This is a genomic window from Aeromonas sp. XH, assembly GCF_033348475.1.
Taxonomy (GTDB): domain Bacteria; phylum Pseudomonadota; class Gammaproteobacteria; order Enterobacterales; family Aeromonadaceae; genus Aeromonas; species Aeromonas sanarellii.
The window spans coordinates 341,888-355,537 of sequence record NZ_CP137630.1 but is presented as its reverse complement, the minus strand read 5'-3'; the positions used below and the strand labels follow the sequence as shown (position 1 = coordinate 355,537).

9 protein-coding genes are annotated in these 13,650 nt (G+C 64.7%); 3 read left to right on the top strand and 6 right to left on the bottom strand.

The annotated features are described in order from the left end of the window. Nucleotides 1-31 precede the first annotated feature (31 nt). Nucleotides 32-370 carry a P-II family nitrogen regulator gene (locus R2B70_RS01605; RefSeq protein ID WP_042078666.1) on the top strand — a complete coding sequence of 113 codons (339 nt, stop codon included), beginning with the start codon at nucleotides 32-34 and terminating at the stop codon, nucleotides 368-370. 25 nt (nucleotides 371-395) lie between these two features. Next, nucleotides 396-1,637 (top strand): ammonium transporter, encoded by a 1,242-nt coding sequence (locus R2B70_RS01600; RefSeq protein WP_042078665.1) that lies wholly within the window; start codon nucleotides 396-398, stop codon nucleotides 1,635-1,637. A 61-nt stretch (nucleotides 1,638-1,698) separates the two neighbouring features. Here the strand turns inward: R2B70_RS01600 and R2B70_RS01595 are convergent, their stop codons facing one another. Continuing rightward, entirely contained in the window at nucleotides 1,699-2,658 is a 960-nt protein-coding gene (locus tag R2B70_RS01595; protein ID WP_318162477.1) for an AraC family transcriptional regulator, read from the bottom strand. A gap of 57 nt (nucleotides 2,659-2,715) precedes the next feature. Between R2B70_RS01595 and R2B70_RS01590 the strand changes: the two genes are divergently transcribed. Then, nucleotides 2,716-3,114 (top strand): VOC family protein, encoded by a 399-nt coding sequence (locus R2B70_RS01590; protein ID WP_318162476.1) that lies wholly within the window; start codon nucleotides 2,716-2,718, stop codon nucleotides 3,112-3,114. A 300-nt stretch (nucleotides 3,115-3,414) separates the two neighbouring features. Here R2B70_RS01590 and R2B70_RS01585 read toward each other — a convergent pair whose 3' ends face one another. The 5 genes from R2B70_RS01585 to recC all read right to left on the bottom strand — a co-directional run bounded on the left by R2B70_RS01585 (nucleotide 3,415) and on the right by recC (nucleotide 13,534). Then, the gene (locus R2B70_RS01585) at nucleotides 3,415-4,110 is read right to left on the bottom strand and encodes a hypothetical protein (RefSeq protein WP_318162475.1); all 696 of its coding nucleotides are present in this window, start codon (nucleotides 4,108-4,110) and stop codon (nucleotides 3,415-3,417) included. Nucleotides 4,111-4,124: 14 nt separating this feature from the next. Further along, nucleotides 4,125-4,352 carry a DUF2188 domain-containing protein gene (locus R2B70_RS01580; protein WP_318162474.1) on the bottom strand — a complete coding sequence of 76 codons (228 nt, stop codon included), beginning with the start codon at nucleotides 4,350-4,352 and terminating at the stop codon, nucleotides 4,125-4,127. 181 nt (nucleotides 4,353-4,533) lie between these two features. After that, nucleotides 4,534-6,585: an exodeoxyribonuclease V subunit alpha gene (gene recD, locus R2B70_RS01575; RefSeq protein ID WP_318162473.1), complete on the bottom strand. Its 2,052-nt coding sequence runs from the start codon at nucleotides 6,583-6,585 to the stop codon at nucleotides 4,534-4,536. Further along, entirely contained in the window at nucleotides 6,582-10,196 is a 3,615-nt protein-coding gene (gene recB, locus R2B70_RS01570) for an exodeoxyribonuclease V subunit beta (protein ID WP_318162472.1), read from the bottom strand. The genes recD and recB overlap by 4 nt, the downstream gene beginning before the upstream one ends. After that, entirely contained in the window at nucleotides 10,196-13,534 is a 3,339-nt protein-coding gene (gene recC / locus R2B70_RS01565; protein WP_318162471.1) for an exodeoxyribonuclease V subunit gamma, read from the bottom strand. The genes recB and recC overlap by 1 nt, the downstream gene beginning before the upstream one ends. Between the last annotated feature and the right edge of the window lie 116 nt (nucleotides 13,535-13,650).

Sequence of the window (13,650 nt, the reverse complement as noted above, 5' to 3'; positions counted from 1 at the left end):
TGAGGGAACCACCAAGGACTGGGGAGATCGCATGAAGTTAATCACCGCCATCATCAAGCCGTTCAAACTCGACGACGTCCGCGAAGCCATCGCCCAGCTCGGCGTGGAGGGGCTGACGGTCACCGAGGTCAAGGGATTCGGCCGCCAGAAGGGGCACACCGAGCTCTACCGGGGCGCCGAATACCAGGTGGATTTTCTGCCCAAGGTGAAGCTGGAGATCGCCACCCGGGCAGATGGCGTCGAGCCGATCATCGACGCCATCTGCCAGGCCGCCCGCACCGGCAAGATAGGTGACGGCAAGATCTTCGTCTACGACCTGCTGGCCGCCGTGCGCATCCGCACCGGCGAGACCGACACAGACGCCCTTTGATACGACTGGAACCGAGGAATACGACATGGAAGAGTTGATCACATCCGTCAGCGAGCTGCGCTATGCACTCGACACCTTCTACCTGCTGATCTCCGGCGTGCTGGTCATGTGGATGGCCGCCGGGTTCGCCATGCTGGAGGCCGGCCTGGTCCGCGCCAAGAACACCACCGAGATCCTGACTAAGAACATCCTGCTCTATGCCATCGCCTGCATCATGTTCCTGCTGGTGGGGTACAACATCATGTACGTGGACAACACCGCCGGCGGCTGGCTGCCGAGCTTTGGCAGCCTGATGGGCAGCCAGGCGGACGACGCGGGCCACTCCCTGCACGCCGACTTCTTCTTCCAGGTGGTCTTCGTCGCCACCGCCACCTCCATCATCTCAGGTGCGGTGGCGGAGCGGATGAAGCTCTGGTCCTTCCTGCTGTTCTGCGTGGTGATGACCGGCGTCATCTACCCCGTCGAGGGCTACTGGAGCTGGGGCGGCGGCTTCCTGAAGGAGGCGGGCTTCACCGACTTCGCGGGCTCCGGCATCGTCCACCTGGCGGGGGCCGCCGCCGCCCTGGCCGCCGTGCTGCTGCTCGGCCCCCGTCGCGGCAAATATGGCAAGCAAGGGGAGATCCATCCCATCCCCGGCTCCAACCTGCCGCTCGCGACCCTGGGTACCCTGATCCTCTGGATGGGCTGGTTCGGCTTCAATGGCGGCTCCCAGCTGGCGCTCTCCAGCGCCGCCGACGCCACCGCCATCGGCACCGTCTTCGTCAACACCAACGCCGCCGCGGCCGCCGGCGTGGTCGGCGCCCTGCTGGTCAGCAAGCTCACCTGGGGCAAGGCGGATCTCACCATGATCCTCAACGGCGCCCTCGGGGGCCTGGTCGCCATCACCGCCGACCCTGCCTCCCCCAGCCCGCTGTTCGCCAGCCTGATCGGCGCCCTGGCCGGTGCCCTGGTGGTCTACGCCATCGTCGCCCTGGATCGACTGAAGATCGACGATCCGGTCGGTGCCATCTCGGTACACGGGGTGTGCGGCCTGTTCGGCCTGATGGTGGTGCCCTTCTCCAACGGGAGCGCCACCTTCGGCGCCCAGCTGCTGGGGGCCGCCGTCATCTTCGGCTGGGTCTTTGCCGTCTCCCTGATGGTCTGGGGCCTGCTCAAGGCCACCCTGGGCCTGCGGGTGAGCGAAGAGGAGGAGTTGCTGGGGGTGGATGCCCACGAGTGCGGCATCGATGCCTACCCCGAGTTTGTCAGCATCAAATCCAGCACCTGACACAGACTGCTGCGTGCGGGGCCCGGGGAACACCCCGGGCCCCGCTCTTTTTGGGACGTCCTCAGCGCTCCTTGAAGGCGGGGTGATGCAGGCGACGGTAGTGGCTCGGGGCCAGCCCGTGCTGACGTTTGAAGGCGGTGGAAAAGTGGTACTCGTTCTTGAAGCCGCACTGCTCGGCCAGCCGCTTCACCGGATCGGCCCGGCTCGCCAGCAGGAGCGCCGCCCGCTGCAGGCGCAGCCGTTGCAGCAGCGCCATGGGGGCCAGCGCGAAGTGCTGCTGGCAGAGCCGATGGAGCTGGCGCTCGGAGAGGTGCAGGGCGGCGGCCATGCGGGCGACATCCCAGGGCTCGGCGAGCGATTCTTTCAGCATCAGCTCGAGGCGCAGGGCCAGCCGCTCGCCACGACTCTGCCCCTCCCCCTTTTGCAGCAGGCGGCGCAGGTAGAACCCGAGCTGCTCCACCAGGAGGGCGCTGAGCAGCGGATCCTGGTGCCGCTCCTGCTCCGCATGGAGGTTTTCTATGGTGCGCAGCAGGGTGGCCTGCTGGGAGGTGCAGCCCAGGCGAGGGCGGTTGGCGAAGGCATCCCAGGCCGCGCCCTTGTGCAGCAGCAGCCACACCAGATCCCAGCCGCCATCCACCGCGGCCCCGCCTTCCTGTCCGCCCTGCTCTGGCAACGGCTTCTCGGGTAGCTGCTGCTCGGGTAACTGCTTCTCGGGTAACTGATAGCAAAGCGGCTCCCCGGCCGGGATCAGGGCCCACTCCCCGGCCTGCAACCGCTCGAAGCGATCCCCCACCCGCACCTCCCCCTCGCCCCCCAGGGTCAGCAGAAAACAGTGCACATCGGCAAAGCGGCGTGCGATGCGGTAACGGGTCTTGAGGCGCGAGTAGCCCGCCAGCCACACCCGCTCCTGGCCAAGGGCCGGCAGCAGGCTGTCGCAGCAGATCTGCTCGCGGCAGTCGGGGGAGACATCGACAAGATCGGTGTTGGCAGTTTCAGACATCATCAGGACGGGCTCAGCCATGTCGAGGATCAGGGCCCCAGCATAGCATCATGGGCATCGAGTCACAGGAGACCAGCCATGCATATCCATCACGTCGCCATCTGGGCGCAGGATCTGGAGGCACTCAAGGCATTCTACTGCACCCTGTTTGGCGGGCAGGCCAATGAGCGTTACCACAACCCGAGTAAACAGTTTTCGTCCTACTTCGTGCGCTTCGAGGGGGGCGCCAGCCTGGAGCTGATGCATATCCCCACCCTGCGCCCGGCAGATCTCCATCTGCCGCACCCGCTGCAAGGACTGGCCCACCTCGCCTTCTCCCTCGGCAGTGTGGAGGAGGTGGACAAGATGAGCGCCCGCCTCAAGCTGCTCAAGGGCGCCGAGGTCAAACACCTGGATGGCCCCCGCTGGACCGGCGACGGCTATTACGAGAGCACCTTCCTCGACCCGGAAGGCAACCGGCTGGAGCTGACCATCTAATTGCTGAATGATCCCCCCCACCCTCTCCCAACGGGAGAGGGGATAAAGCAGCACCTGAGATATGATCGCTCACCACACCGGTTCGGTTAACGGCAATACCATCAGCCACGTAGGTTCGATTAGCGAAGCGTAATCGGACGGCGTATTTTCGCCCTTCTCCCATTTATTAAAAAGGAGGATAAGGGCTGGGGATGAGGGGGGAGGAAAAAGAGATTACGCGGTAAACGTTGGGCTTCGCTACGCTCAGCCACAACCTACACAATCGGTGAGTTGGTACTGAGCCTTCGAAGCCCGATGGTATTATATTGTGGGTCGGGCTGGGCGAGAGAAAATCAACCTACGAGATCTAACTTTTTCTTCAGTGACAGCTTGGCTGCACCCGTTATTAATTTGGCATAACCAATAATCTATATACCTAATAATTTCAACAATTTGAAGGTCATCCACTGAATCATGCCCATCGTTTTCAACCGCTTGGTCATATAGATATGCATTGAATTCATTAAATTTTGCCCAAATTTTATTCCCACTATCTGCCGAAATATTCTCAGTAACAACAAACCAGTCTCTCACTGCTTTTATGGCTACTGATGGTTCATTATTATGGTTCTTTATATCAGAACCTGATAAATCTGATAATGCTTTCTGATAACGATACTTTTCCTCTTCCAGTATCAATATCTGCTTACTTGACCATATTCCTTCCTTGAGGATTTTTGCTCCATAATCTATTCCTAGCTCGAAAGGCATATTCATTCGAAAATGCTCGTCTTTATCAGATGATATAATTCGAGACAAATCATGAATTCCAAACTTAGATTCATTAATTAAATTTACTATTTTTGATATGCGAGATTCAGCGGAATCCATTCTCTCCAATGAAAGGCGAGGTATATACCCAAGATATTTAATAGTGAAAACTATAGCTAGTAATAGCTGTCTGTAATCATCATCAAATGGGCAGTTTACAAACACATTCTTGTTAAAATTCTCCATTTTATTATATTTCCTTAGCCTTTCGGTGGGAAAGGATCTTTACCGTAGCTATTTTTTTCCCTTATTCTTCCATCTTTTCCATGAACATAAAGCTCAGTATTTTGGTTCCGGGCGACTTCTTTAGCCCATTGAATGGCATCAGCTTGAGTATCAAAGTGTTTAGACGCCCTATCCGCACCGCTTTTCTTGACATCCCACCCGCCATTGACATTACTAACCACATGCTGTGATTGCTTACTCATGACATCTCCTTGAAAAACAATTGCTTATATGTATCATTCATCAACTTTTTAAAAAACGGCATATAGCTATCTAATAGAATCTTTAAGTTGTGGCTGGTTGTCCAGATGATTCTTTAGAGTCATATGTTCTATTACGCTTAGCTAATCAAACAGCGGTAAATCCCCTCACCGCTGCCATCTATCACTCCCCCAACCTCTCCGCCAATCCGGAATACCGCTCGGTCTTTTTCCGCACCGCCTGTGCCAGCAGGGCGCGATCGCCGTAGAGATCGAGGCGGGCCTTGGCGCGGGTGATGCCGGTATAGACCAGCTCGCGGGTCAGGAGCGGGCTGGGGCTGTCGGGCAGCACCAGCACGGTGTGGGCAAACTCCGAGCCCTGGGATTTGTGGATGGTCATGGCATAGACCGTCTCGTGAGGGGGCAATCGGCTGGGCAAGAGGGCCCGCAGGGTGCCGTCCGGCTGCTCGAACCAGACCTTGAGCCGCCCGGTTTCATCGGGCAGGCAGAGCCCCATGTCGCCGTTGTAGAGGCCGACGCCGTGATCGTTGCGCACCACCATCACCGGGCGGCCGGCATACCAGTCGCCGTCACGGGCAATGAGCCCGGCCCGTGACAGGGCCAGTTCGAGGCGCTCGTTGAGCCCCGCCACCCCGAAGGGGCCGTCCCGCAGGGCGCAGAGGATCTGGAAGCCGTTGAATGCCTTGAACACCGCCGCCGGATCTTCTCCGGCCCGGGCCCCCTTGAGATAGCTGCCGTAACCGGCGACCCCCTGGGCAATCAAGGTGTCATAGGCCTCACCGGCCCAGGGGTGCAGGCTGATGTCGCCAAATCCTGCGCTCCAGACCGCCTCCACCGCCGCCCCGTCGCCGCCGTTGCAGGCCCGCGCCAGCTGGCCTATGCCCGAATGCTGATCAAAGCGCCAGCTCTTGGCCAGCAAACAGAGGCTGTCGCGCACCGGTGCACCGACGGGCGAGCCCTGCAGGCGGTAGCCGGTCTGGCGGGAGAGCCAGTCCGCCTGCGCCGGGCTGATGCCCTGTTCGATAAAGCTGCAGATATCCCCGAGCACGGCCCCCGCCTCCACCGAGGCGAGCTGATCCTTGTCGCCGAGCAGGATGAGGCGGGCGTGGCTGGGCAGCGCATCCAGCAGGCGCGCCATCATCGGCAGGTCCACCATGGAGGCCTCGTCCACCACCAGCAGGTCCAGGTGCAGCGGGTTGCCTCTGTGGTGGCGGAACTGGCTGCGCCCGGGGATCACCCCGAGCAGCCGGTGCAGGGTGCCCGCCTCTGTGGGGATGGCATCACGCCACTCGGGGGGCAGATCCAGGGCCTGCAGGGCAGAACCGATACTCTCGGTGAGGCGTGCCGCCGCCTTGCCGGTGGGGGCCACCAGCCGGATCGCCGGGGCCTTGCCCAATTGCAGGCCGGTCTCCACCAGGATGGCGAGCAGCTTGGCCACAGTCGTGGTCTTGCCGGTGCCGGGGCCGCCGGAGATGACCGCGAAGGGGCGCGCCGCCGCGGTGGCCGCCGCCAGCTTCTGGCCGTTGCAGCAGAGCGCCTCGGGCACCAGGGTATCCAGCAGCTCCAGCTCGTTCGCCGCCTGGGCGCTCCTTAGCAGGGTCTCGACGGCGGGCCACTCCACCTCGTTCGGGAACACCAGATCCAGGTACTTCTCGACGAAGTGGCGGGTGGAGAAATCCGGCGCGAGGCGGACTTTCAGCAGCGCATCGAACACCAGGCCGTAGTCGCGGGCAAAGAGGCGCGACAGGGCCGGGGCAATCTCCGGCCATTCGGCTCTTTCACTTAATGCGCGCAGATGGCGGGCCACCCCCAGCTCAAAGTCGTGGTAGCGGGTGAGGTAGAGGCGATCGCGCCAGAGCCGCAGTGGCCAGCGGGGTGTCGCTCCCTCCTCCTGCTCGCTGCCAACCAGGGGGCTGGCTGCAAACAGGGCGGGCCAGCTCGCAGGATCCGCGAGATCGGCCAGCAGATCCCGGCCCTGATCCGGATCCAGCCCGAAGGGGCGCAGGGATCCGGCAGATAGCATCGCCAGCGGCAGGCAGACATGGCCGCGCCCCAGCTCGAAGCAGGCGAGCGCCGCCCCCAGCACCAGCTCGGGGCTGCCGCCCAGATCGGCCACCAGCCTGGCAAATTGCAGATCAAGCTGGCGGATGCGCCCCGCCAGCGCCAGGGCTTTCAGCCGTTCGATCACAACGTCGCTCTTTATGCCACCACTCATAGTTCTGCCTCGTTCAATGCGTCTGAGGAGATGGCGCCCGAGCCATCCCCTTCCCTAAACAGCCGATCCAGCCCCAGCACCAGCTCCCGGCTGGGCCGGGCATGGAAAATGCCCCCCTGGGGCATGCCGCGCAGGAAGAGATAGAAGACCCCGCCAAAGTGCCGGTCGAAGTCGTAGCCCGGCAGCCGCAGGGCGAGCAGCCGGTGCAGCGCCAGCGAATAGAGCTGGTATTGCAGGTCGTAGCGATGCTCCACCATGGCCGACTCCAGCGCCGGGCGGCCGTAATCGGCGGGGCTCATGCCAAGGTGGTTAGATTTGTAGTCGAGCAGATACCAGCGCCCCTGCCACTCGAACACCAGGTCGATAAAGCCCTTGAGCATGCCCTGCACGGTGGCAAAGCCGAGCGGCTTGCCGCCCCGCGACAGGGGGTCGTGCCGCTGGCAGAGCGCGGTGAGCGCCGGTGCCGTCACCCGCCCCATGGGCAGGAAGAACTCCAGCTCCACCTGTTTGCGCTCGGGGGCCAGATCCCGCAGCCGCACCGGATCCCCAAGGCCGGTCTCAAGGGGCGTATCCAGCACCGCCTCCACCTGCTGTTGCAACACGGGGGCCCAGCCCTCGTCGAACCCCTCCTGGGCCAGCAGGGCGGCGATATGCTCTGCCAGCGGCTCGCCCTTCGCGATCTGGAAGTCGATGGTCTCGAACAGGCTGTGGAGCAGGGTGCCGGGGCGAGCCCCCTTGGGGAAGGTGAAGATGGAAGGGGCTGGCGCCTCCTCGTCCTGCACGGTGGCGGCGGCCTCGGTGGCCACCTCATCGTCGAAACCGGGGTTGGCCAGCACCCCCTTGCCGTGGCCGTTGCCCTGGGCCGCCAGCCCGGAGTAGGAGCTGATCCACCAGTCCCGCTCAAGCTGGCCCTTGAACTCGCGCACAGTGGGCTCCCCCGGCTGCTCCTCTTCGGCGGGCAGCGGGGCCGGGCGGGTGAGCGAGGGCTCACCGACGGCCACCCCGTGCAGGGCCTGGGCCAACTCGGTGAGGGCGGTGGCCAGGGTGGCGGCGTCCCCCTCTTCCCCCTTTTGCAGCAGGTAGCCGATGGCGGTGCGGTGCAGGTCGGTCTTCTCCGACTTGCCCGCCCCGGAGCGCACTGGCGCCAGCCCGAGCCAGGTGGCATATACCCCCCGGGTCAGGGCCACGTAGAGCAGGCGCAAGTCTTCGGCGAGCCGCTCCTTGTCGGCCTCGGCCAGGGACTCCTCGGCGCCGGTGAGATCGAGCACGGTGCGATTGCCCGACTCCCCCGCTTCGTGAAAGAGCGGGGTGTCGGCAGCGCGGTGGCTGCAGATAAAGGGGAGAAACACCAGCGGATACTCCAGCCCCTTGGATTTGTGGATGGTGACGATCTGCACCAGCTTGCGTTCGGATTCGAGGCGAAGTATCTGCTCCCCGTCCTGGCCATTGGGCTGGCTCACCGCCTCCCCCAGCCAGCGCAACAGGGCGTACTCCCCGTCCAGCTCGCCGCTCGCCTGTTGCAGCAGCTCGCCGAGATGGAGGAAGTTGGTCAGCCGCCGCTCCCCGTAGGGGCTCGCCAGCAGGGAGGCGGCGAGGTTGCGCCCGTGCAGCAGTGCCCGCAGCATGGCCAGCACCCCGTGGCGGTGCCAGATCTTGCGGTACTCCATGAACTCCTGCACCGCGCTCTCCCAGGCTCGCTCGTCCGAGGCCAGCGCGTCCAGGGCCCTGGCATCGAGATCGAACAGGCCGGTGGCGAACGCCGCCCGCAGGCTTCGCTCATCGCTCGGGTTCTGGCAGGCGTGCAGGATCAGCAGGATCTCCCGCGCCTCCACCTGGGCCAGCACGCTCTCGCGGTTCGATAGATAGACGGAGGCGATGGCAAGGCGCGCCAGCTCCTGCTGCACCAGCTTGCCCTCGGCGCCGGTACGCACCAGCACGGCGATATCCCCGGCCCTGACCGGCTCGCTACCGAGCATCGCCTTGCCCTCCCGGGCCAGCGTGAGCAGGCGGTGGATCTCCGCCGCCGTGGCGCGGGCCATCCTGCTCTGGTACTCCCCCTTGTTGAAGGTGGGCTGACCGGTGAGCTGCCAGCAGTGCAGCACAGGGGCGGCTTGACCCTCGATCAGCAGCGCCCGGCTCTTGCCCTGCGCCTCCACCGGCAGGAAGGGGATGTCCGCCTCGTAGATGAAGGGATCCTTCGCCCGCTCGAACAGGCCGTTGACCGCCGCCACCAGGGCGCCGCTTGAGCGGTAGTTGCGCCCCAGGGTGTAGTGGGCGCTCACATTTCGCCGCGCCTGGATGTAGGTAAAGATGTCGGCGCCACGAAAGCCATAGATGGCCTGCTTGGGGTCGCCAATCATCAGCAGCGCCGTGTCCCGATGGCCGCCGTAAAGCCGGTGGAAGATGCGGTACTGCTGGGGGTCGGTATCCTGGAATTCATCGATCATGGCGACCCGGTAGGTGGCGCGGATGCGTTCGCACAGCCGCTCCCCCAGGCCGGATCCGAGCGCCCCGTCGAGATCCCGCAGAAGATCGTCGAAGGAGAGCTGATGGGCCTGGCGCTTGCTCTCCTGCATCCGGCTGCGCACCACCCTGGCCGCCCGCTGCAGGATCAGATCCCGGATGCCGGGGCGGCTCGCCAGCAGGGCGTCTATCTCGCCAAAGAGCGGCAGGGTCGGCACAGACCCTCCCTTCTTGAGGTTCTCCTCCAGCGCCTGCTGGCCGAAGCGCTCCAGCTCCTTGGGCAGGACGTAGCCGCTGGTCTCGTCCTGCGCCCAGTCGGCAATTTTGGCAAGCCAGCCTTCGTAGTTCTTGCCGGTGTAGCGGCTTACTTGCCCCTCGGTCTGGTGGCGGATCTCGTCCGTCTGCGCCAGCCACCCGGCTTTCACCGCCCCGATGCGGGCCATGGCGACGCTGTGCCGCTCGGCCAGGGTCTCGTCCCCCGCCGGCGGGCGCATCTCCAGCTCGTCGTTGTCGAGCCAGCTCCCCATCTCCCGCAGCAGGGCGGCGGGGCTCGGCCAGAGCCTTCTTACCGCCCGGGCCAGGGGCTGATCCACCGGATAGAACTCGGCGCGCCAGTAGTCACTCACCGCCTGCAGCCGGAGCCGACTGTCGTCGGTCAAAAATTCGGTTTCAAAGAGGGCGCCCGACTCGAAGGCGTTCTGCCTGAGCATGCGCTGGCAGAAGCCGTGGATGGTGAAGACCGCCGCCTCGTCCATCTGCCGCTCGGCGGCCAGCAGGCGACGGGCCGCCAGGTCGTGATCCTCCACCTCCGCCAGCAGCTGGGCCAGCAGGGCGTCCTTGCTCTCACCGCGCATGAAGGCGAGGCGCGCCTCGTGGATGCGGGCGCGGATCCGCCCCCTCAGTTCGGCGGTGGCCGCCTCGGTAAAGGTCACCACCAGGATCTCGGTCACCGACAGGGGCCGCTCGTGGGCACAGGGTTGACCGGCGTCTCCCCCCTCTTCGCCTGCTTGTTCGATAACCGGGCCGTGGCCCAGCAAGAGGCGCAGATAGAGGCCGGCGATGGTGTAGGTCTTGCCGGTCCCGGCGGAGGCCTCGATCAGCCGCTCGCCATACAAGGGGAAACGCAGGGGATTGAGCGGGTTAGCCATTATTGCAACTCCTCGAGGGCCTGATGGAGCGGGGTCAGGTGTTCACGGGCCAGCCCCTGCAACTGGGCCAGCACCTCGTCATCGAGTTCCGGGAAGCAGCGGGCGACATAGAGGTCCTGCCCCTCCCCCGTCACCATGTAGCCGCCGTTGAAGCGGGCAAGCGCCGCCTTGTCGGCGGCATCCGGCTTGTCCGGATCCTGCAGGATCGCCTTGATCCACTCCCAGGCGGTGCTCGGGAAGAAGGGCAGCGGCCGCTTCATTCCCTGGGCCCAGAGGGCCACCAGGGCCGCCAGCCGGGGCCGCGCCTCGTCCGCCGCAAGCCTCGGCAGTCGCAGGCTCTGCTTGGCATCGAACAGCAGGGTGTCGCCGGGGGCGCTGCTCAATGAGAGGCAAAGGTGCTGGATCCAGGCCAGCAGCAGATCCTTGCCGTTGAAGCTGCCGGGTTTGACCACCAGCAAGCGTCCCTTCTGGGTGTCGATCCACCCCTGCAGCTGGCCCTGGGTCAGGGCGATGTCGATCTCCACCGCCTGTTTGTCTGCCTCATTGGCCGCCACCCAGGGGCGCAGTCTCGCCGCCAGCTTGCCCATCTCGCCGTCCAGATCCTCCAGCAGCAGGCTGCCGAACCAGCCTTGCGGCAGCAGGCCGGTCAGCTGCAACCGTTCGCGCCGTATTTCACTGTCCCCATCGGTCAGATGGGCGTCCAGCAGCAGCGCCTTGAGCTGGTAGTGCTGCAGGCCATCCAGCTCGAAGGGCTCGCTGTCTTCGATAGTCGCCTCCTCCAGCTCGAACCACACCTTGAGGCGGCGATTGAGGAAGTAACGGGCGGGCTGGCGATAGAAGCGCAGCAGCTCCGCCAGCTCCAGCCCCTGCTCCCTGCCCCATTCGGGAGGCAGGGGCAGATCGCCGCTCTGGAAGTTGGCGGCCCCCCGCTCCGGGCTCAGGGCCGGCAGCCAGTCGGCGGCATAGGTGAAGAGGCCGGAGCCGGGCTCGGGGTGGAAGTAGGCCGGGCTGTAGGGGGTGAGCGGATGCCGGGTGATGAGGTGCTCCAGAAGCCTGCGCCCCGAGCTCTCGTCGTCGAGCTCCTCGTCCCCCGCCAGCACGAAGCCCTGGCGCACATAGTCGATGAGCTCCGCCAGCAGCACAGAGGGCACCTTCTCGCTGTTGTCCTGGGCGCTGAACCCCTGATAGCTGATGTAGAGCCCCTGCTGGGCGCTGAGCAGCGCCTCGAGGAAGAGGTAGCGGTCGTCATCCCGGCGGGATCTGTCCCCGCGCCGACCGGCCACCGCCATCAGATCGAAGCCCATGGGGGGCAGGGTGCGCGGGTAGACGCCGTCGTTCATGCCGAGCAGGCAGACCTGACGGAAGGGAATGGAGCGCATCGGCATCAGGGTGCAGAAGTTGACCTGACCGGCGAGGAAACGCTGGCTGGAGCGGGACTCCCCCAGCACGCTGCCGAGGTAGTCCTGCAACAGGTCGGCACTGATGGCCTGCTCGAAGCGGGCCTCGCCGAGCTGGGCCTGCCAGTCGGTGAGCTGGCTGCGGATCAGCTGGAGCTGGCGCTCCTCGTCCTCGTCGGCCAGATAGAAGCGATCCAGCAGCGCGTTGAGGCAGGCGTGCCACTCGGGCAGCGGCTGCGCCTGTTGCAGCCGGGGCAAAAACTCGGCCAACGAGTCGACGAACCAGGCGAGCTTGCCCAGCGCCAGCCCCTGCTGCCCCTCGATGTCCGCATAGGGCAGGATCCCGGCCACGGGCTCTCCGTCCCCCATGGCGAAGCCGAGCAGCATGCGGCGCAGGCCGAACAGCCAGCTGTTGCCGGACAGACGCGGCAGATCGAAGCGCTCCGGGTAGCCGTCGTCCAGCCCCCAGCGGATGCCGGTCTCCTGCACCCAGCGCCGCAGCTGGTTGAACTCGTCGTCGTCCAGCTCGAAGCGGCGCAGCACGGCGGGCACCTCGAGAATGGCGAGCAGCTCCCCCGCCCCGAAGCGGGCGTTCGGCAGCCTGAGCAGGGCAAGGAAGCTCTGCAGCAGCGGGCTCTCCTGGCTCGCCGCCCGGTCGGAGATCGCGAAGGGGATCCGGCCGCGGGCGCCGCCGCTCTCCTTGCCAAAGACGGCCTGGATGTAGGGGCCGTAGCTGTTGACGTCCGGCATCATCACCACCACGTCCTTGGGGGTGAGGGTGGGATCCTGCTCGAACAGCGCCAGCAGGCGGTCGTGCAGCACCTCGAGCTCCCGCATGGGGCCGTGGCAGGCGTGGATCTGCAGGGAGCCGTCCGCCGGGTCGATGGGGCTCTTGTGGTGGCTGGCGTCGAGGCTGAACTCGCCAGCCCCCCGCTCGGCCAGCTCCAGCACGTCCTTCTGGATGGCGCGCAGCAAGTTGGTGTCGTCGATATCGACGAAGGCGTCTATTTGAGGCACCTCCAATTCCATCAGCTGATGCAGGTAGTCGCGCCCCAGCTTGCCCATGGAGGCGAGCAGCGGGTTGGCGGGGCCCTGCAGGGTCTCGAGATCCGTGCCGGGCTTGAGCCTGTTTTCCAGCCGCGCCAGGGTCTTTCTGTCCAGCAGATCCCCCCAGTAGTAGCGGCAGGGGTTGGTCACAAACAGGTGCACCTCCACCTCGGCGCGGCTGCCGAGGGCCAGCAGGGCCTCCACGTAGCGCGGCGGCAGGGCCGAGATGCCGAACACGAACACCCGTCGGGGCAGCTTGCCCGGCAGTTCGGCGCTGCGCGCCAACTCGTGGATAAACTCCTCGTAGAGGTTGGCGCGGTGGTAGCCGCTGGGGCTAAGGGCCAGGGTGCGGGCCACCAGCTCACGCCAGAGCTCGGGCTGCCAATCCTGGCCGCTGACCCCGGCCAATTCGAGCCCCAGCCCTTCCCCCTGTTCCCAGCGGGCGATCCAGTCCGGCCGGTAGACCAGATACTGGTCGAACAGATCCGCCACCTTCTGGCAGAGCTGCCAGAGGCGCACCTGTTCCGGCGCCTCCCCTTCGCTGCCCCCCAGATAGGCGGCGAGGGGGGCGAAGGCGGGGCGGTCGAGCAGGGCGGGTAATATGGTCATCAGCTGCCAGCTCATGGCGCCCTTGTTGTAGGGGCTCTGACGGGGCACATCCGCCAGCACCCGGGTGAACATCTCCCAGATAAAACTCGCGGGCAGGGGAAAGTCGATGTTGGCGGCGATGCCGAACGCCTTGGCCAGCTCCAGTTTGAGCCACTGGGCCATGCCCGGGCTCTGCACCAGGATCTGCTCCCGATCGAAGGGGTGGTCGAGGGGGGACTGCCGGATGCGGCTCACCAGCAGCTCCTTGAGCAGATCCAGCTGATTGGAGTGGTAGAGGGTAAACATGGACGACTCCCGCCGATTTCATGAAGAGGGGTGCGCGCCGGAAAATGTCTGGCATTCCCGTCACTTCACACGAATCGGGATTGTCGGGGATCGGGGGAGAAGATGCAAAAGGCGCT

What these genes read in the sequence shown, in the direction of transcription:
- recC (WP_318162471.1), bottom strand. Translation starts at nt 13,534, where the DNA reads ATGTTTACCCTCTACCACTCCAATCAGCTGGATCTGCTCAAGGAGCTG.
- R2B70_RS01580 (WP_318162474.1), bottom strand. Translation starts at nt 4,352, where the DNA reads ATGAGTAAGCAATCACAGCATGTGGTTAGTAATGTCAATGGCGGGTGG.
- R2B70_RS01595 (WP_318162477.1), bottom strand. Translation starts at nt 2,658, where the DNA reads ATGGCTGAGCCCGTCCTGATGATGTCTGAAACTGCCAACACCGATCTT.
- recD (WP_318162473.1), bottom strand. Translation starts at nt 6,585, where the DNA reads ATGAGTGGTGGCATAAAGAGCGACGTTGTGATCGAACGGCTGAAAGCC.
- recB (WP_318162472.1), bottom strand. Translation starts at nt 10,196, where the DNA reads ATGGCTAACCCGCTCAATCCCCTGCGTTTCCCCTTGTATGGCGAGCGG.
- R2B70_RS01605 (WP_042078666.1), top strand. Translation starts at nt 32, where the DNA reads ATGAAGTTAATCACCGCCATCATCAAGCCGTTCAAACTCGACGACGTC.
- R2B70_RS01590 (WP_318162476.1), top strand. Translation starts at nt 2,716, where the DNA reads ATGCATATCCATCACGTCGCCATCTGGGCGCAGGATCTGGAGGCACTC.
- R2B70_RS01600 (WP_042078665.1), top strand. Translation starts at nt 396, where the DNA reads ATGGAAGAGTTGATCACATCCGTCAGCGAGCTGCGCTATGCACTCGAC.
- R2B70_RS01585 (WP_318162475.1), bottom strand. Translation starts at nt 4,110, where the DNA reads ATGGAGAATTTTAACAAGAATGTGTTTGTAAACTGCCCATTTGATGAT.